A 19,593-nucleotide genomic window follows, 5' to 3' on the forward strand; every position below is an offset into this window, starting at 1 on the left:
CGTATCAAGAAGATAATATTCGCATTAAATTTTTATAATCTTCAGCAAAATCGCTATCATCCTGGATTAACTCTTTAACCTTCCGACAAGCATGTATGACTGTCGTATGATCCTTACCACCGAAATGATCACCGATTTCAGGTAAACTATGATTAGTCAGCTCTTTACTCAAAGCCATTGCCATTTGCCTTGGTCTCGCAATAGACCTGCTTCTGCGTTTTGAAAGTAAATCAGCGACTTTTACTTTATAATATTCAGCTACCGTTTTTTGGATATTTTCTATAGTAACTAACTTATCTTGCAAAGCAAGAAGATCACGCAATGCTTCATGTACAAATTCAATAGTGATCGGCTTACCAGTAAAGTGAGCATTCGCTATAACTCGACGCAAGGCACCTTCGAGTTCTCTGACATTCGAACGTATTCGTTTGGCTATAAAAAAGGCTACTTCATAAGGCAATTCAATATTAGATTGCTCAGCTTTACTAATTAATATTGCCACGCGCGTTTCTAACTCTGGAGGCTCCACTGCTACAGTCAATCCCCAACCAAATCGAGATTTTAAACGCTCTTCCATCCCTTCTATTTCCTTAGGATATCTATCACTAGTCAAAATGATTTGTTGTTGCCCTTCCAATAAGGCATTAAAAGTATGAAAAAATTCCTCTTGCGACCTGTCCTTTCCCGCAAAAAACTGAATATCATCAATAAGTAAAGCATTTAAGGAACGATAAAAACGTTTAAATTCATTAATAGAATTTGTTTGCAATGCTTTAACCATATCTGCAACAAAACGTTCTGAATGCAAATACAATACTTTAGCCTCAGGATTATTCTTTAAAATACTATTACCAATGGCATGCATGAGATGAGTTTTACCTAAGCCCACCCCCCCATAAATAAATAAGGGATTATAAGCATCCCCAGGGCGCTCAGCTACCTGCATGGACGCAGCTCTCGCCAGTTGATTTGAATTTCCTTCGACAAAGCTATCAAAAACAAATTTTTTATTTAAGTGACTACTTTTGTAGTCAATTGCTTTTTTAGGAGCGGATTTTAGAGGTGCTGTACTAGATGAAGCAACAATTGTTTCAGCAGGTGTATCAACAGCTTCGACAGGCTTACTACCTACTTCAATAGAAATAGCTTTGATGTCATCGCCGGAGAACTGTTTGATCAACTCTTCAATGCGAGAAAAAAAATGTTTTCTAACCCAATCAACAACGAAACGATTAGGCGCTAATAAGATTAAACGCTGCTCGTCCATGTAAGCTTGTAACGGGCGCAACCAAGTATTAAATTGCTGAGCAGAAAATTCATCTTGCAACAAACCTAAACATTTTTGCCAAGCAGTAGTTGACACAAAATAACTCCTAATTTAAACAAGGGTGGTAAAAGAATACTTAAAACTATCTATCCACAGTATTAAATATTGCCATTGAAAGTACCCGATCAGCAAGACAATTAATAAAGATTAATAACAAGAATTTATCAATTGGTAATTTTTTTAAAAATCTAAAAAGATTTCAATCTATATGTTATCTGAGTAATCAATAAATTATACCCGGGTTTAAAGAAAAGGCAAAGTTATCCACAAAGCCGTCATAAGGTCTACATTTAAATATACGTACAAATAATTTAGGTAAATTAATTAAGTTCAGACCTTTTTAGATAAATAGAAATATACTCAAAAATCGATTAACTAAAATTATTTCCTAATCAATTACCAGCATAAAAAGAGAATTCTAAACACAATAAGAATAAAAAAAAATCAATTTGAATTTGTTTTTCTATGGATAAGTACAGTTCAAATACGTGAAAAAGGAGAAAATAACGTATGTGTAATATTAGCAAGATAAACAGATAACAAATAAATCACAATAATACAAAGGAGTTACAAACAATGTTTAAATTAATATAAGTTTTTAAAAAATAATAGTTTTTTAAAATTATCCACAAGAAACGATTTGTATATAATAAAAATAAATTTTAAAAATATATAAAGTTAATATTATTACGACCTGAAAATAAAAAATTACACAAAAAATAATCAGTTATTCAAATTGACAGTTGAAAAAAAGTTATCTATCATTGCCAACCTCATAAATTTAGAAGCAGGGTTATCATGAAACGCACTTTTCAACCTAGTAATTTAAAACGTAAACGCGATCATGGTTTTCGTTTAAGAATGTCTACACGAGCTGGTAGATTAGTTATAAAAAGACGTCGTGCTAAAGGTCGTAAGCGTTTATCTGCCTAAGTGTTTGCATTTAAAAAAGCGCAACGACTATTAAAAAAAAATGATTTTGATTTCGTGTTTGAAAGCGCGAAAAAAATAACTACAGATGACTTTATTTTCCTTTTCAGAGAGAATAAGTTAGGCTATGCACGCCTTGGTTTAGCATTGTCAAAAAAAATGATAGCTAAGGCTCATGACAGAAATCGTATTAAACGGCTACTTAGAGAAAGTTTTCGTCATACTAACTTGCCTGCTGTAGATATAATCATTTTGGCAAGACCAGGTCTAGCAAAGAAAACCAATTTAGGTATAAATACTAAATTAAATAAAACATGGGAAAAATTAGCCTCATGCTACGGCAAATAGTTTGCTTACCAATAAAAATGTATCAGTATTTTATTAGCCCTTTGATAACACCATGTTGTCGCTATTATCCAAGTTGTTCAGAGTATGCTGACAGTGCGATCAAACATTATGGCGTAATTAAAGGTTTATTGATGGCACTTAACAGATTGTCTCGTTGCCATCCATGGTCAAAAGGTGGCTATGATCCTTTATTTCCTAACGATAAGAATTGAGAATATTTAATGGATATACGACGTATAGTTTTATATATGGCGCTTGCGCTTATTGGTTTATCACTTTGGAACGCTTGGCAAATTGATTATCCAGCCAAACAACCAGTTGAAGAGAAGACAGCAAGCCAATTAACATCAGATGGGCATTTGTTACCACAAATAATACCTTCTAATGCAGAGCAACCCATAACTTTGAAAGCGGAGGAAAAAGCAAGCAGCAGTAAACAATTGATTCAGGTTAAAACAGATGTTTTGGATGTCGACATTGATTTAAAAAATGGGGATATTGTTAAAGGTTTATTGCTTGATTATCCACTAAGTGTTGAAGATAAAAATAAACCATTCCCTCTCTTGCAAAATCAAGCCAGCCAGAGATATGTAGCGAACAGTAGCCTTTTTGTTTTAGATGGCCAGACACCACAATCATTGGATTTTGATTTTACATCAGAAAAAGAATATTACGAATTGAAACCTGATCAAAACCAGCTGATAGTCACTCTAAATGGTAAAAGCGAAGACGGTTTGGATGTGAAAAAAGAATTTATTTTTACAAAAGGAAGTTATTTAATCGAAGTCAATTACAAGATAGCCAATACCGGTAATTCATTATGGAAAGGGTATTTTAATACCCAGTTATTACGCAGTTCTCCTAAAGAAGACAAATCGAGCATTTTTCATATTGGCTCGTATACAGGTGCTTCCTTTTCAAATCCTGGAAAAAATCGTTACCAAAAAGTTAGTTTCAGTGACATGAGCAAATCTAACCTGGATGTGGATGCAAAAGGTGGTTGGATTGCTATGCAACAACACTATTTTTTGAGTGCTTGGGTTCCCAATGCGGATAGTGAAAACAAGTTTTATACATTAGCTACGGATAAAGATTATACTATTGGAGCGGTAAGCCAGCCTATTACGGTCAAACCAAAAGAAGATAAAATTGTAGGATCCAAATTATACATAGGGCCAGAAATTACCAGTGTTTTAAAAGGCATATCCCCATCTCTGGATTTAACGGTGGACTATGGTATTTTGTGGTTCTTGTCTTCGTTATTATTTTCTTTAATGAAAGCAATTTATACTGTTGTTGGGAATTGGGGCTGGTCAATTGTTCTTGTGACTGTCCTAATTAAATTGGCATTTTATCGATTATCAGCTACAAGCTATAAATCCATGGCTAGTATGCGGAAGTTGCAGCCTAAGTTGCAAGCTTTGCGTGAGCGATATGGTGATGATAAAGCTAAAATAAGCCAAGCTACCATGGAACTTTATAAGCAAGAAAAAGTAAATCCTTTAGGTGGTTGTTTACCTATATTAATTCAAATTCCAGTTTTTATAGCGCTCTATTGGGTTTTACTAGAAAGTGTTGAGCTAAGACAAGCTCCATTTATATTTTGGATAAATGATTTGGCTTCAGCGGATCCTTACCATGTTCTTCCATTAATCATGGGAGCAACCATGTTGATTCAGCAAAAGCTCAACCCAGCACCAGCTGATCCAATGCAAGCGAAGGTAATGATGTTTTTACCCATATTATTTACCGGACTGTTCTGGAATTTTCCTTCTGGTCTGGTTTTGTACTGGATTGTGAATAATACTTTATCAATATTACAGCAATGGTACATTACCAGAAAATACTCAGATGAAAAGCCAGCTAAAAAGGTTATTGCCACAGCAAAATAAATGTCAATAGATACCATTGTTGCTATCGCTACCCCGCCAGGACGAGGCGGGGTAGGAATCGTAAGAATATCAGGTCCAAATGCTTATGCTATAGCCCTTTGCCTAAATGGGAACAAAGCATTGCAACCACGTTTAGCTACTTTTTGCTCTTTATATAAAGGAAATAATGAAGTCCTTGATCAAGGATTGGTTCTTTATTTTAAAGGACCTCATTCTTTTACAGGCGAGGATGTTATTGAAATTCAAGCGCATGGCTCACCTGTAGTTTTGGATTTATTAATTAAGGAATCCATAACAGCAGGGGCAAGGCTAGCCAGGCCGGGTGAGTTTTCTGAAAGAGCATTTCTTAATGATAAAATCGATTTAATTCAAGCAGAAGCCATAGCTGATTTAATTCAAGCCAGTTCAGATACTGCGGCTCGTATGGCTTTAAAATCACTGCAAGGTGATTTTTCTAAAAAAATAAATCAATTGAATGAAGAGCTAATTTACTTACGCATGTATGTTGAAGCCGCTATCGATTTTCCTGAAGAGGAAATTGATTTTCTTAATGATGGAAATGTCAGTCAATTATTACAAAGAATTATTGGACGATTAGAAGAGATACGTTCACAAGCGAATCAAGGAGTTTTGTTGCGTGAAGGGTTATCCTTGGTTATTGCTGGCAGGCCTAATGCAGGAAAATCAACCTTAATTAATAACCTGGCAGGGCGAGATGTTGCGATTGTTACTGAAATTGCTGGTACTACGCGAGATATTATGCGAGAACATATCCTATTGGATGATATCCCTCTACACATTATCGATACGGCAGGATTAAGAGACAGCGATGATCTGGTGGAGAAAGAGGGAATAAAACGTGCTTGGCAAGAGTTGAAGCGAGCTGATTGTGTGCTTCTTGTAGTAGATGTTAACAATCCGGATCAACAAAATTCTCTGCTTAATGAATTGAGATTAACATTACCCAATAAAATACCCATAATCACGGTATACAATAAAATTGATACTACTAAACTTACAGCAAAATGTGATGAGCATACGGTTTATTTGTCTGCAAAAACTGGTGAAGGACTGGATGAGCTAAAAAAAGTGATCAAACAAGTGGTTGGATATCAACCAACAGAAGGCCAATTTTTAGCTCGCAGACGACATCTACAAGCGTTGGATGAAGCAAAAGCTTTGTTACTAACTGGGCAATCGCAGCTAACAACTCATAAAGCTGGAGAATTGTTGGCAGAAGATTTACGGTTAGCTCATCAGACTTTATGTGAAATTACTGGTGAGTTCACTTCAGACGATTTATTAGGAAAAATTTTTTCCAGTTTTTGTATTGGAAAATAACTATGATGCAAGGCAGTCATCATGTGAATTTTCAATTTTTCTTCTTTTGAATACAGCAAAATTATTATTAAATATTCTGTGGTGATGTGCTTTAATGGGTCAATAAATTTATTCTTTTAGTTTCAACACATGTCAAATGAACCGGCTTTTATCTTGATTCAATTTTATGCAAAAATCAATCTGAATCGCAAAAATCAATGTGTAAAATATTAATACAAAAAAGCTTGTCAAAATACATATCAAATGGTAACGTATTATTGTAAAACTTCCTGTGTAATTTTTGTGAGTTCTTAATATGGTCTACTCAAAACAAAGTGCTGCATTTCGTAGGGATAAACAACAATTTTTCGCCCAAATTTCGAAGAATAGTAAACTGGACACAAAAATTGTAACAATTGATGATCGAGTAAACACTATAGATTACACTTTTTTACTACACCACAAACAGGATTTAGAAGCTGAATTTACTCAAATGTTTACTGTGTTACAGCAGCAAGACAATGAAAATAAAGAAATTTTCTGGCTGTATTGCTACTATTGTGCGTCCTTGCTGGAAGCTTTCCACAAAGCTTATTCACAAAACAGTAAACAAGCCGAATACGCTAAAATAAAACATAAAATAAAAGACCATTTAAATAAGGTCAATGTTCAAGACGAAGAACCTGGTTTTATTCAATCCTTGTACGATTCCTTTCTTGGAGGTTTTCGCAATTTAATCAGCTCTCCATTGCATGCTTCCAAAATCAGAGATTATGTTGCCTACTCTAACTTGTGTCGTATCTATTGGACGTTTTGTCGTTTGACTTTAACTAATGGACTGAGCGTAGCTCGAAACCTAAAAATTATTGAGAAGTTGGATGCTATTTTAGGAACTCATACTGATGTCGATAAGATTATTTCGACTCTTCAAGCACCCACCGGGGTTATAACTTACTTTAGTGTTGGCTTCTTTTTGATGCGCTTAATAATTGATGGTGGTATGCTATTAAGACATACTTTTTTCCCTACTGAATTGGAAAAAGGTGCAGAAAATGGTTGTGAAATCAATCAAATGGATTATTTGCCAGGCCCAGCCAGTCTCGAAGCATATAGAAATAGTTATATTATTGTTCATGAAGACAATCAAGAAGTATCACTCTATTACATTCCTAGAAGTGGTAAAGCAGAAAAATTAAGCATTAAAGAAAATAACAAACTGAAAGATGCTTTATTGAAAAAAATGGATAAGGACACATCATCCCTTCGTTTGAACTCAACTGAAGTAGAAGAGATAATCACTCATCAAACAGGACATGTACCTGAAGTGACTTCGGCATGGGATAGATTTAAACATGAGCTCTATAAGCGACACTGTAATTTTGCCAATGACTTTGTTTGGGCTACGATCAATCTGCTCACCAATTTTAATCATCTTTTCAATATTCCTGGCCCTGTAGCAGGGATGATCACATCTGTTTTTCTAGGTTTCGACGTATGTATGGCTTTATATAAGTGCAACTTAGCCAAACAAGAGTATTTGATTAAGAAAGCTCAATATTTGCAGGAAATAGAAGACTACAATAATCCGGAAAAATTCAAAAAAATGACTCCTGAACAGCGATTATTGCATATAGAGATGCTCAATAAGCAACTTAGAGAGCTTGAAATTAATTATAAAACCCAGGAGGCTACTTTCTACTTTGTTGCCGCTGCTGCCGCCTTGTTGATGATGGGATTTACTGCATCGATGCTGGTTAGCCCACCTGTATTAGTCGTTGGTTGTTTTTTTGCCTGCACTCTTGCTGTTGCAATGTATCTGTCTACGGGAGCTTATTCGAAATACGAGGAAAAAAGTTTGTATTTGGAAGAGGCTCAATTGACAGGTAAAAACCTTCCAGTTGCTCTTAAAGAATATGAAGCAGCTCGGAATGATTTTATTTTTACCATGGTAAAAAATACGGTCATGCCTATAGTTTTAATTACAACATTTGCAATTTGCTGGCCTGCTGCAATTGTTTTAACAGCTATGTACATTGGTTATGAAATTTTCCATGCTTATGACCAACACTCTGAAGCGAAAGCGGCCAAACAGTTGGCTTTAGCCGCTCCTTCAGAGGAAAAGGATGGATATATGGCCTTAGCCACTCCCAATTAGGCTTCAGGGTACATTGCTTTGACGGCAGCGATATCTTTTTCACTTAAATGAGTTCGCTGCCCTATTTCAACTCCATCAACTAGAGGTATGATGGTTGGCTGACCATTCTTGGAAAAAGCAAATCGACCATAATGCATAATGGATCCGTAGTCGTATTCACCGAAATCTTTCCCATCAGTTAAATGTTGGTCAAAATTAAATTTATGCTCCTCATCAATATTTTCCCAGACAATACGAATATATTGATTTCTGTCTGATCGGGATTGTTCATGCCACATTCCCAAGGCATGTCCTATTTCATGTACCGTATTCATGGTAGTACATCTTGGTGCCAAATTGATCTCTTGCTTCCCTCCCTGGCGTCCAACATAGGAAGAGCAGGTTGTGCCTTCTGCTGGGATAAAAGAAATGTAATCACGATAGTCATAGCGATTTTTAGAAGTTAATTCAACAAATTCTATATTCGTGTTTTTCTGCCAATGATCTATTGCTTGTAAAATGGCAAGCTTGTTTATAAAAGGTAAATTTTCAGCAACTTCATAAGGGATAATACCATTTGGCCAGCGTGAACCTCCTACTTTTGGTGTAATAACAGCACCTTGGTTTTTAAGATTCGCCGCTTTACCAATCAAAATATCACCTTCCACTACTGCAAACTCTCCAACTTGTTCATAGGTAATGGTACGACTGCCCATTACCGGATCAGCTACTGTGATTTGATTGAGATTAATCGCATAAGAAGAAGAGAAACATAATGAGGAATAAAACAAACTTACAATCCATGATTTAGTTTTCATATATAGTCCTTAAGTCTAAAAAACTAAGGACAGTTTAGGGGAAAGAGGAAGTAGATTTCCAGAACTTTTTATATAGTTTGTTGACTCTTGATAACCTTAAAGCGAGGGCGCTTTTACAAAACGCTCTTAATTGATAATTATGTGCGATTACATGAATAAATAGCTATAAGAATATAGCGATGCGATAATACATAAGGTTAAGTTTAAATATTTTTGCAAGGCGTTGGTGTAATGCTGTTAATCTGAGCACTATCTCCATTTTCATTAAAGAACTTTAAATGTTTATCTGGTTATTCGAATAATTATTAATATCCTTAATTTCATGATCAATAGCTTGTGAAGCAATATACATGCTAAGAGAAAATTATGCAGAATCCATTAATGAATGGAGGCTGCTATTTTAATTCCATTAGAAATGTGAAAAACTGGATTTTTCTCTTGTTTAGTAAAATAATCCTTTAGTTTTGAAATGAATGAGTGAGAGGTAGGATGACTCGAAGTCAATTGATTTTGGCTATTTTAGCAGGCTTGGTCATAAGTATTGACAATATGATTAGTATTGTTGCATTTTCTTCACTTATTTATCAAGGTGCATTAGAGATTTATATTCCGCTTGTCATTAATATATTGGCAATTTCAGTAATTATTATCAGCGCCAGCTATTTGTTCATGTCTTCCCCTCCTTATGCAATCGCTCAGTTGCAAGATGAAGCAGCAATTTTGTATTCAGCCATGGCTTTAGTGATAATTAAATCGATGCCATCAAGTTCTACAAATGAAGCCATCTTTATTACGCTTCTCTTTATGCTTGGAGTCACTACCTGTTTAACGGGGTTATCATTCTACTTCGTTGGAAAATTTAGGTTTGGAAATATTATCCGTTATCTGCCATATCCTGTGATTTGTGGTTTTATGGCAGCGACAGGCTGGCTAGTTTTATCAGGAACATTTGCATTGTTAACTGGTAAAGCTCTGCATCAGAATTGGCTTATCTTTTTTCATAAAGAGGAAATATTATTATGGGCGCCAGGTTTTATTGCGGGAATAGTTGTTTATATTTTTAAAGAAAAATTAGGTTATCGATACGCGCTTCAATTAATGTTTATTTCTCTTGTAATTCTATTCTATGTTCTTTTTTATATTTTTAATTTGGAGTTTTTGGTCGATCCAACCGAAGGGTACGTCTTGGGACCTTTCAATCAAAGCCATATTGATTCGCTCCTGAAACCTGAAATATGGCAAATGATTCATTACCCCTTCTCAATGACCCTATTGAATTACATAGGGTTAGTTATACTGGTAAGTTTTATTGCCTTGTTATTAAACGCAAGCAGTTATGAATTGATAGTTAATAAGCAATTGGATTTAAACAAGGAACTTCGTATAGCAGGTATTGGTAATGTATTCAGTGGATTACTTGGAGGAATGGTTGGCTATTTGTCTTTGTCAGCGTCCACTGTTGCAAAAGAGTATGGCGGCTCTCGTATTATCGGGGTGATGGCTTTCGTTCCGATGTTGCTTATTTTGTGCTTTGGTGCCGTGGTCGTTGAATGTTTCCCGAAAATGGCTATCGGTTGTTATTTGTTTTATATCGCTTTTTGCTTTCTATCTGAATGGTTGATCAATACCTGGCGCTTATTAAATTTAAGCGAATATTTAATCGTTTTGCTAATATTGGTTATTGCTATTGTCTTTAATATGATTACGGCGGTTGCTATAGGAACGGTTATTTCAATTTTTATCTTCGCTTTTCGCTACAGCAAAATAAATCCAGTTAAGTATTTATTTTCCGGATCAGATTATAATTCCTCCTTTGAGAGAAATCCGATATCTCAATCCATTTTATCGACACAGGGAGATGAAATTCAGTTTTTGAAGTTGCAAGGATTTCTTTTTTTTGGATCTATTTACAGGCTACTTCAGTTAATAAAAAATATACAGAAAGCTCGATATATCATTTTAGACTTTGAGCTTGTCTACAATATTGACTCATCCCGCATTATTTTAATGAAAAACTTAAAGCTCCATGCGGAAAAAAATAATATTTCCTTTGCAATTTGTTCATTAAAGCCAATTGTTTATCATGAATTAATGAAAACCAATTTATTACAATCTGAAACCAATTGGATTAAAGTCTTTTCTGATCAAGAATCAGCTTTAGAGTGGTGTGAAGATCAAGTTATAGAAAAATATACAGAAAATATAAATATTGAAGAAGTAACACTTGAGAAACAGCTACTCTATTTAGGTTTTTCCTCTGAACTGGTAGCATGGATTAGTGAAAAGGCTTCTATAAAACCTTATAACCCTGATGATATCATTTGTCATGAACGAGAAGAGTCAAACAGTGTTTACTTTATTCATCGGGGAAAGGTTACAGCATTTGTCGGTGATAAACGTGTACTTGTTGTGGGTTCAGGTAATGTGCTTGGTGAAATAGCCATGTATACTCATAAGAAGCGCACAGCAACATTAAAAACCAATGAAAAAACCATCGTTTATGAAATTGATTTGAAATCAATCCAGGAGCTTTCTAAAAATAAACCCCTACTCTTGGTTCAATTTCATGTGTGTATGGCTAAAATTTTGGCAAATCGTCTCTCGGTACTAAATAAACGAATAAAAGTTTTTGATTCCACCGCCATATTGCAATAAAAGTTAATAAAATACTCTTTTACTGTGAAATAATAATAAGGAACAACGTTTTAAAGTTGTTCCAATTGTCTTAACTCATTTCGATGGGCAACAACTCTCTTGTCCATGATGTGATGCCAGAGTGGTGGAATTAAAGCTATGATAATCATTCCGAGGTACCCTGAGGGAAGTTTAGGGCTGTTTTCCATATGACGTAAAATTTGATAGGGTCGTGCACCATGGGCATGGTGATCTGAATGGCGTTGTAAATGAATTAGCAGCTGGTTACTTAGCCAATGATTAGCATTCCATGAATGATTTGGATTTACCTTTTCATATTGGCCGTTACTCAGCATTTTCCTTTCCAGTCCATAGTGCTCAATATAATTAACAATTTCTAATGTCAGGATGGCAATGAATGATTGTAATAAGAAAAATGACAGAGCGATTAATCCCCCAAAAATGAAACAGACTATACAAATGATGAAAGGAACAGTAAGGATCCACCAAAAATTATTATGTATACTCCAGATGGGATAATTTTTATGCGATAAACGCTTTTCTTCCAAAAGTAAGGCAGATTGAAACGAACCTAATAATGTTTTTGGTAAAAATTGATATAAATTTTCGCCTAATCGTGCTGTGGCAGGATCGTCAGGCGTTGCTACTTTAACATGATGGCCTTTGACATGCTCGATAAAAAAATGACCATAGCAAACTGTAACTAATAAAATTTTACTCATTAGTTGTTGCAATTTACTGTTTTTATGCATCATTTCATGAGCAAAATTGATGCCTACTCCACCTGAGATAAGTCCTAGTGACATGGTAAATCCTAACCATTCATTCCAAACCAAATTTTGAGTACTAACTATATAGACTCCATAAGAAATAATAGTTATTTGTATAGGCACATAAGCACAAGTAATATATTTAAAGAACTTATCTTTTAGGAGTTCCTGTTCCTGCTCCTTTGTTGGATTTACCGAATCATGAAGAAAGGCATCAATTAATGGAATAAAAGCAAAAACAATTAAAAAGGGTAGAAAACTGTACCAGCCTCCAAGATATAAAGAGACAAAGGGTAATGGGATAAGTAAATAGACCAGTAAAAAACTATATTTTTTTAAATCATCCATTTTATAATTCCAAGCATAGCCTAATATAGAAATAATATAGCTTAAAAGGCGATATCTTTGCTTGGCCTTAGAGGACAAAAAAAGGTCATATACGGACAATGTTATGGAAATAAGCGATCAATATTCTTTTTAGCTCTCTTTTAATTTCAATGCTTCTTCATAAAGCTGATTTTTATTGGCATTAGTCAATCTGCATGCGATAGCCACAGCCTGCTTTAAAGGCAACTCTTCCAACAATATCTTGAGTAGTTCTTCATGCGAATTGAGGTCTTTATTTGTTGGACGAGGTGGAAAAATCAAAACAAATTCACCTTTGATATGACCGGGTTCACTGAGTAGCCAGTCTTTAATTTCTTTTATTTTTCCAGATACAAATCGTTCAAAGGTTTTGGTTATTTCTTTTGCTAAAACAAGTTCATAATCTTGACCATAGATCTCTGCAATATCGTTAAGACAGTCTATGATTCTATGAGTTGATTCATAGAATACTATGGTATAAGGCACTGACCGCGATGATTCCAGGGCATGTTTTCTGGCACTTTGTTTGACCGGAAGAAAACCTAAAAAGGCAAAAGAATCGCAGGGTACCCCAGCAGCGCTTAACGCAGCAATTAAAGCGCATGCGCCAGGAACAGGCACAACAGGGATATGGTGCTGGCGAGCCTGTTTCACTAAAGGAAATCCAGGATCGCTAATCAAGGGCGTGCCTGCATCACTGATTAGTGCGATTGATTTTCCATGGAGCAGCAGCTCAATTATCTCATTGCTTTTGTTCGCTTCATTGTGGGCGTGCAATGAAGTTAAATTATTTTTTATTCCTAGTGAAGTCAATAATTGCATGGAATGGCGTGTGTCTTCAGCAAGTATTAAATCAACGCTTTTCAAGGTATTAAGAGCCCTGAAAGAAATATCTTCGCGATTTCCTATTGGGGTAGCAACTATATAGAGAGTTCCTAAACCTGTTGCTAGAGTGTTTGTCATAGTTTATCCTCTTGCGAAAAGCAAATTTGGCGAATTAACATGTTAATTAAACAATTAAAACTTCGCATGTTCTTAGTATTGGTATCTCTTTTTTTGCTTTGCCAATGCACAAAAACAGTTAACTCAACCGAGCCTGTAGTAACAGTTAATAAAAAATTAAAAACCCCATATTCATTACCTACTGCAGCATACTTGGCTATGGCTAAGAGTCAACAAGGCCATGAAAAGCAAAGCGCATTGATTTCCGCGGCTGGCCGTTTAATTACTGACGGGCAATGGAAGCAAGGAACTGCCATTTTAGCACAAACTGGAGAATTAACAGTTGAGCAGGCTGATGAAAAGAATCTTTTACTGGCAAAAGTCGACTTTATGCGTGATAGGCCCAGAGATGCCTTAGCCAAGTTAGCTAGAATTAAAGAACCTGAAAGACTCTCATTATATAATCAAATCCAATTTCACGAACAATTGGCGAAGTCATTTCGGTCCATTGATAGTTACTCTGAATCAGTTAGTGAGCGTATCAAGTTAGAATCATTGCTCCCTGATGAGGAAAGTCAGGTCAATAATCGGCGGGCTTTGTGGTTGACCTTAACCAGTTTACCTCAAGAGGAGCTGAATACGATGGCTCTGGAGGCTGCGAACAAATCAGAAATGCAAGGTTGGTTCCAGCTGGCTGTTATTTCCCGCAAGTATAGAAATAACTCAAAGTCGTTATTGGCTGCCTTGGATCAATGGCAGATGCATTTTAGTAATCATCCAGCAAATCAGATTTTGCCTAATCCCTTAGACAGAATATCAGATAAATTATTAGCCCCACCTAAACAGGTCGCTTTGTTATTGCCTTTAAGTGGTCCATTATCCGGGCCGGGTAATGCTATACGGGAAGGCTTTATGGCAGCCTATAAGGCCAACAGGGGAGATGAATCAACAAAAATTAAAGTTTATGATACAAGCAAAGGCGATATAACGAACACATATCGCCAAGCTATTTCTGATGGTGCCGAATATGTTGTTGGCCCTTTAACGAAAACTCAAGTCGCTACCATTGCACCAATGGAGCATCCGGTTCCTACCCTATTGCTAAACGATACGGATACCAGCACACAAAATAATTCTTATTCCTTAGGCTTATCCCCTGTTAATGAAGCGATTCAGGTTGCAATAAAAGCAAGAAGCAAAGGATATAAAAAAGCGCTGATTATTGCTCCCAATAATGCCTGGGGTAATGAAGTAACGAAAGCTTTTATCAATCAGTGGAATGAAGATGGGGGCCATATTGTTGACTCTCTTCGCTACGAAGCCAAACAAGATTTGAATAAGAGCATGAAAGATTTTTTACAAATCACCAATAGCCAGGAACGCGAGAAAAAACTAAAGCAGGTATTAGGCTATAATTTCCAATCGACTACGAGCCGAAGACAGGATTTTGATATGATATTTTTATTGGCTTATCCTTCCAAGGCCCGCCAAATTATGCCTTTATTAAAATATTATTATGCCGGAGATGCTCCTGTGTACGCTACTTCAAGTGTTTATGGCGGTAGCGCCAATGCTTTGAAGGATAAGGATTTGGATGGGATCATTTTCTGCGATATGCCTTGGGTATTCTCTCATCAGATGGGAACGAAAAACTGGCCTGAACAATTCAATAGCTATAACAGGCTTTATGCTTTAGGTGTGGACAGTTATACCTTGGCCACCCAATTAAACCAACTGATATTATTTCCAGCCGATGGCTCTAACGATTCAACAGGTATTTTATATTTAAAGCCGACTCAACAAGTAGCCAGGGTTCTTGAATGGGGGCAATTTAAAAAGGGTTTAGCCCATTCACTAGGGGATACTGTTTAGTTTTGAAGTGAGCCAAGAATAATGACCCAAGAAAAAGGAAAGTTTGCTGAACAATTGGCTTTAAATTACTTAAAGGAAAATGGTCTTGCATTAGTAATGCAAAACTATCATTGCCGTTTAGGAGAAATTGATTTAATTATGCGTGAAGGATCTTATCTGGTTTTTGTTGAGGTCCGTTCGCGTTCAAATATGAACTTTGGTGGGGGGCTTGCCAGCATTACTTACGAAAAGAAACAAAAAATAATAAAAGCAACTTCTCATTATATGATTAAGTATCGCATACAAGATAAATTTCCTATACGGTTTGATGTGATTAGTATAGATGGAAAATCAAACAAGATTACCTGGTTAAAGAACGCATTTGATGCAGCATGCTAGGAAGATAATGAATAGAAGGTTTTGAAATGATTCAGTTAGAAGAAAGAGTAAGGCATTTATTTGGTGTCACAATAGAAGCAAAAATATCAGCAGCTGATGTGTTGTCGGGTTCAATAGCTAAAGCAGGGAAGTTGTTGGTTAACTGTTTATTGAATGATGGAAAAATATTCATTTGCGCCAGTGGGGGATCTAGTGCTAATTGCATGCATTTTTCCAGTTCCATGCTAAATCATTTTGAAGTGGAAAGACCTTCTTTACCGGTCATTAATTTATGCGCTGATGCGTCCTGTTTGAGTTCATTTGCCGATGAGCATCACTTTGGTCAAGTGTTTGCAAGGCAAATTCAAGCCTTGGGCCAAGAGCAAGATGTATTACTATTGCTAACTACATCAGGTAATTCTGATAGCATGCTGCAAGCTCTTCACGCAGCAAGTGAACGTGGTATGGATACCATTGCACTAAGTGGCCGAGATGGAGGTGTTTTGGCGAATCATATGGGGCCAGAAGATATAGAGATAAGAGTAGCATCTGACAGTACTGCATTGATAAGAGAGCTGCACTTGTTCATATTGCATTGTTTTTGTGATTTAATCGAACAATCTTTATTTGGCCAAGTTTTAGGATAAAAAATGAAAATGAATCTAAAATTTAAATCCATCATAGTGATGATGATTGGTGCTTTACTGACTGGTTGCGTTGCTGTGGTTGTTGCAGGTGCTGCAGCAGGAATGGTTTATGATAGAAGAAGCGTAACTACCATGGAGGCCGACGCCCGATTATTTCATGTGATTCATAAAGCCATCATCAAGGACCCTCGATTTAGGCACTCCAGAATTCTTGTTTCCAGTTTTAACCGAGTGGTATTGCTGGTTGGACAAACTCCCGCTGCATCATTACGCGTTTTAGCCGAGCGGATTGCCCAAAATACCCCTGGAGTCAAAAGAGTGTATGATGAAATAACTGTTGATAATCCCATTCCCTTGACTCAACGCACAAAAGACAGTTGGATTACAAGTCAGGTTAGAAGTAACATGTTGACTAAAAAAGGACTTGAATCGGGTTCAATACGGATAGTCACTGAAAATGGAGTAGTCTATCTGATGGGAATTGTTTCTGACGAGCAAGCATTGCTAGCTGTTGATGTGGCAAGACGTGTTGCAGGAGTGAGAAAAGTCGTGAAAATATTCCAATATATACGTTAGCATGTTTAAACACGGATGTTTCATACTAATAGTCTTGTTTTTAGCCAGCTGCTTATCAGGCTGTCTGGGGGTTCTATGGACTGGGGCAACTCTAGCCTATGACAGGCACAATGTATATAAAAAATTAGATGATTATAATTTAATAAAAGCTCTTAATGATGTTTTAGCTGTCAACCGGACATTTAAAAATTCAGAGACAGTACTGGATATTGCTGTGTTCAATAGAGATATTTTAATAGCAGGGCATGTTCCAACCCAGGAGTTGTACGATGAATTACAACTACGTCTAAGCAAAGTTAAAGGATACAGGCGGTTATTCAATCGCGTAATTATCAATAAAATGCCATCCAACTCGATCCAGGACAGCTGGATTACCACGAAAATCCGTAGCCAAATTTTTGCAGACTCTTCAATCGATCCTAACGCTTTCAAAGTGGTTACTTCTGATCGTGTTGTCTATTTGATGGGAGATGTTCAGACAGAACAAGCTGAAAAAGTGATTAAAATTGCAAGATACACTGATGGTGTACAGAAAGTAATAAAACTTATGCGGTATTACACTTATCAAACCATTAGGAATATGGCCTGATTAGAATCAGGCCAATAGCTGCACGTCCAATCCAGGAAGTGGCTAACCTGGGAGGATAAGTATACTGTATCAATGGATTCGACCTTTATCCAGTCGTTTTCGTATTTTTCTCAAATTAAACTCGCGTAACAGCCCTGTAGAGCCATTTACAAAATTTTCTTCGTCTTTATTGTTCGTTTGATTGCATGGATGAGATCTGCAATGTTGTCGATATGAAAGGTGATTTTTATTATGCTTATGTGAAAGCCCATCGCTATAACGATTGCTCATTTTTTCTTGCAGCCTGGCTGCTGTATGCTGAATTTTCTCTGACATTTTTTAATCCTTAGGCGAGGTTAAATAGTAAATCGCTTAACATATGATTAATGCTAAACCCTACATTACAATTATAGCTCGTAATTTGAATATCAACGTTGATTATTACAATTGTTTAATTTATAATTCGCGCCGTGAAAGTTAGGTGAATATGTGAACAAACAGCTGAATAAGCGCGGAATCACGCGATTGTGGCTGGCGCAGTTGGGAGTTACTGTAATCCTTGCTGGCCTTTGCGCAATTTTATTTGGTGTCAATGCAGCCAGTTCTGCATTGCTTGGTGGACTGGTTTGTATTATACCAAATGCTTACTTTGCTATTAAACTGTTTAAACATCAAGGCGCGAGAGCTGCAAGGCAAATAGTTAATAGTTTTTATAAGGGTGAAGCGCTAAAAATAATATTGTCCATGTTACTGTTTGCATTAGTATTTTTATTATGTAGGATCACACCGGCAGCGTTTTTTGCATCATACATTTTGGTTCTTATGACGCATTGGTTTGCCCCATGGATTATTGTCAATAAACAGAATAGGCCAAAAAGTGACTGAAATGGTATCTAGCACAAACTATATTAAGCATCATTTAACGTACCTTACCTATAACGTAAATGATATGACATTCGGTTCAAGTGGTGGTTTTTGGACCTTGAACCTGGATACAATCTTCTTTTCTATAGCCTTAGGTCTAATTGCACTGGCAATTATGTATTTAGCGGCAAGGAAAGTAACCACTGGTATTCCTGGAAAGTTACAAAATTTTGCTGAGCTTATGCTCGAGTTTGCTGATAATCAGGTTAAAGATTGTTTTCATGGAAAAAATAACCTAATAGGCCCATTGGCATTAACTATCTTCATGTGGGTATTCCTGATGAATTTTATGGATATCGTGCCAGTAGATATCCTTCCTGTACTTGCGCAACTAGTCGGTATACACTACCTGAAAGTTGTACCAACTAATGACTTGAATTTAACATTTGGATTGTCACTTTCCGTATTTTTTCTAATAGTTTTTTACAGTTTAAAAATAAAAGGCGTTAAAGGTTTTGTTAAAGAGCTCACCCTGCAGCCTTTCAATCACCCACTATTCATTCCATTTAATTTATTGTTGGAGTTGGTTGGACTGATAGCTAAACCCATTTCCTTGGCATTACGACTTTTTGGTAACTTATACGCTGGCGAATTAATATTTATTTTGATAGCCTTACTAACCTTAAATGCAACAACGTCATCATTAATTAGTACTATGACACTGGGTACGGCGCAATTTATTCTTGCACTCGCCTGGTCCATTTTCCATATATTAGTGATAACCTTACAAGCATTTATTTTTATGGTACTGACTATAGTTTATTTGAGTTTGGCCCATGAAGATCATTAACCGATTTAATTATCATCATCCATTGTAAAGGGGATAAAATATGCAAGCTGCTGAATTAATAGCACAAGTTCAAAGTATGACCGTCATTGCGGTTGCCTTGTTGATAGGTTTAGGTGCGTTAGGCACAGCCATAGGTTTCGGATTGCTAGGCGGTAAATTTCTCGAAGGCTCAGCTCGTCAACCAGAAATGGTACCTATGTTACAAGTTAAAATGTTTATTGTAGCTGGTTTGCTTGATGCGGTAACCATGATTGGGGTAGGTATTGCATTATTCTTTACCTTTGCTAACCCTTTCCTAAGCAGCCTGGGTTCTTGATAACACACAAATAGGGCGCTATGCGCCCTCACTGTTACAGG

The 19,593-nt window shown here is 36.3% G+C and carries 20 protein-coding genes; 15 read left to right on the plus strand and 5 right to left on the minus strand.

Annotated elements, in window-relative coordinates; translation table 11 throughout:
• Window positions 1–4 precede the first annotated feature (4 nt).
• Window positions 5–1,363 carry a chromosomal replication initiator protein DnaA gene (gene dnaA / locus OQI99_RS11970; RefSeq protein WP_265732091.1) on the minus strand — a complete coding sequence of 453 codons (1,359 nt, stop codon included), beginning with the start codon at window positions 1,361–1,363 and terminating at the stop codon, window positions 5–7.
• Window positions 1,364–2,125: 762 nt separating this feature from the next.
• Between dnaA and rpmH the strand changes: the two genes are divergently transcribed.
• The 6 genes from rpmH (at window position 2,126) to OQI99_RS12000 (ending at window position 7,972) form a co-directional block, all read left to right on the plus strand.
• On the plus strand, window positions 2,126–2,260 hold the full coding sequence (gene rpmH, locus OQI99_RS11975) for a 50S ribosomal protein L34 (RefSeq protein WP_010948689.1): 135 nt from the start codon (window positions 2,126–2,128) through the stop codon (window positions 2,258–2,260).
• Window positions 2,261–2,605: a ribonuclease P protein component gene (gene rnpA, locus OQI99_RS11980; RefSeq protein WP_011947894.1), complete on the plus strand. Its 345-nt coding sequence runs from the start codon at window positions 2,261–2,263 to the stop codon at window positions 2,603–2,605.
• Window positions 2,572–2,817, plus strand: a complete 246-nt coding sequence (gene yidD / locus OQI99_RS11985; protein WP_010948687.1) for a membrane protein insertion efficiency factor YidD — start codon at window positions 2,572–2,574, stop codon at window positions 2,815–2,817. Before rnpA ends, yidD begins: the two co-directional genes overlap by 34 nt.
• 9 nt (window positions 2,818–2,826) lie before the next feature.
• Complete coding sequence (yidC, locus tag OQI99_RS11990; RefSeq protein ID WP_265732092.1) at window positions 2,827–4,497, plus strand: membrane protein insertase YidC; 1,671 nt, start codon at window positions 2,827–2,829, stop codon at window positions 4,495–4,497.
• Window positions 4,498–5,838 (plus strand): tRNA uridine-5-carboxymethylaminomethyl(34) synthesis GTPase MnmE, encoded by a 1,341-nt coding sequence (gene mnmE / locus OQI99_RS11995; protein ID WP_265732093.1) that lies wholly within the window; start codon window positions 4,498–4,500, stop codon window positions 5,836–5,838.
• Between the two features lie 295 nt (window positions 5,839–6,133).
• The gene (locus tag OQI99_RS12000) at window positions 6,134–7,972 is read left to right on the plus strand and encodes a lpg3000 family Dot/Icm T4SS effector (protein WP_265732094.1); all 1,839 of its coding nucleotides are present in this window, start codon (window positions 6,134–6,136) and stop codon (window positions 7,970–7,972) included.
• Here OQI99_RS12000 and legP read toward each other — a convergent pair.
• The gene (gene legP, locus OQI99_RS12005; RefSeq protein ID WP_061514002.1) at window positions 7,969–8,769 is read right to left on the minus strand and encodes a Dot/Icm T4SS effector LegP; all 801 of its coding nucleotides are present in this window, start codon (window positions 8,767–8,769) and stop codon (window positions 7,969–7,971) included. The two genes, OQI99_RS12000 and legP, sit on opposite strands and share 4 nt — an antisense overlap.
• A gap of 489 nt (window positions 8,770–9,258) precedes the next feature.
• On the opposite strand from legP, the gene OQI99_RS12010 reads away from it, so the two are divergent.
• Complete coding sequence (locus OQI99_RS12010) at window positions 9,259–11,424, plus strand: SulP family inorganic anion transporter (RefSeq protein ID WP_265732095.1); 2,166 nt, start codon at window positions 9,259–9,261, stop codon at window positions 11,422–11,424.
• 50 nt (window positions 11,425–11,474) lie between these two features.
• On the opposite strand, the gene OQI99_RS12015 is transcribed toward OQI99_RS12010, so the two are convergent.
• Window positions 11,475–12,542, minus strand: a complete 1,068-nt coding sequence (locus tag OQI99_RS12015; RefSeq protein ID WP_061514004.1) for an alkane 1-monooxygenase — start codon at window positions 12,540–12,542, stop codon at window positions 11,475–11,477.
• A 129-nt stretch (window positions 12,543–12,671) separates the two neighbouring features.
• A complete protein-coding gene (gene rsmI, locus OQI99_RS12020) occupies window positions 12,672–13,523 on the minus strand; it encodes a 16S rRNA (cytidine(1402)-2'-O)-methyltransferase (RefSeq protein WP_061514005.1) in 852 nt (283 codons plus the stop codon).
• A 39-nt stretch (window positions 13,524–13,562) separates the two neighbouring features.
• On the opposite strand from rsmI, the gene OQI99_RS12025 reads away from it, so the two are divergent.
• From OQI99_RS12025 to OQI99_RS12045, 5 genes are read left to right on the plus strand one after another with little or no spacing between them, the layout of a single operon-like run.
• Entirely contained in the window at window positions 13,563–15,374 is a 1,812-nt protein-coding gene (locus OQI99_RS12025) for a penicillin-binding protein activator (protein WP_061514006.1), read from the plus strand.
• A gap of 21 nt (window positions 15,375–15,395) precedes the next feature.
• Complete coding sequence (locus tag OQI99_RS12030; protein ID WP_061514007.1) at window positions 15,396–15,752, plus strand: YraN family protein; 357 nt, start codon at window positions 15,396–15,398, stop codon at window positions 15,750–15,752.
• Between the two features lie 29 nt (window positions 15,753–15,781).
• Complete coding sequence (locus OQI99_RS12035; protein WP_197535494.1) at window positions 15,782–16,378, plus strand: SIS domain-containing protein; 597 nt, start codon at window positions 15,782–15,784, stop codon at window positions 16,376–16,378.
• Window positions 16,379–16,381: 3 nt separating this feature from the next.
• Complete coding sequence (locus OQI99_RS12040) at window positions 16,382–16,954, plus strand: BON domain-containing protein (RefSeq protein WP_080447456.1); 573 nt, start codon at window positions 16,382–16,384, stop codon at window positions 16,952–16,954.
• Between the two features lies 1 nt (window position 16,955).
• Window positions 16,956–17,543, plus strand: a complete 588-nt coding sequence (locus OQI99_RS12045; protein WP_265732096.1) for a BON domain-containing protein — start codon at window positions 16,956–16,958, stop codon at window positions 17,541–17,543.
• A gap of 69 nt (window positions 17,544–17,612) precedes the next feature.
• On the opposite strand, the gene OQI99_RS12050 is transcribed toward OQI99_RS12045, so the two are convergent.
• Window positions 17,613–17,858, minus strand: coding sequence for a hypothetical protein (locus tag OQI99_RS12050; protein ID WP_061514009.1), 246 nt, complete (start codon window positions 17,856–17,858; stop codon window positions 17,613–17,615).
• Between the two features lie 153 nt (window positions 17,859–18,011).
• Here OQI99_RS12050 and OQI99_RS12055 point away from each other — a divergent pair, with 153 nt between their 5' ends.
• The 3 genes from OQI99_RS12055 to atpE are packed head-to-tail and all read left to right on the plus strand — an operon-like array spanning window position 18,012 to window position 19,552.
• Window positions 18,012–18,407: a F0F1 ATP synthase subunit I gene (locus tag OQI99_RS12055; protein ID WP_061514010.1), complete on the plus strand. Its 396-nt coding sequence runs from the start codon at window positions 18,012–18,014 to the stop codon at window positions 18,405–18,407.
• A gap of 1 nt (window position 18,408) precedes the next feature.
• On the plus strand, window positions 18,409–19,236 hold the full coding sequence (atpB, locus tag OQI99_RS12060) for a F0F1 ATP synthase subunit A (protein WP_195911928.1): 828 nt from the start codon (window positions 18,409–18,411) through the stop codon (window positions 19,234–19,236).
• A gap of 40 nt (window positions 19,237–19,276) precedes the next feature.
• Window positions 19,277–19,552 carry a F0F1 ATP synthase subunit C gene (gene atpE / locus OQI99_RS12065; protein WP_010948671.1) on the plus strand — a complete coding sequence of 92 codons (276 nt, stop codon included), beginning with the start codon at window positions 19,277–19,279 and terminating at the stop codon, window positions 19,550–19,552.
• Window positions 19,553–19,593 lie beyond the last annotated feature (41 nt).

It is taken from the genome of Legionella sp. PATHC039 (assembly GCF_026191275.1).
Taxonomy (GTDB): domain Bacteria; phylum Pseudomonadota; class Gammaproteobacteria; order Legionellales; family Legionellaceae; genus Legionella; species Legionella pneumophila.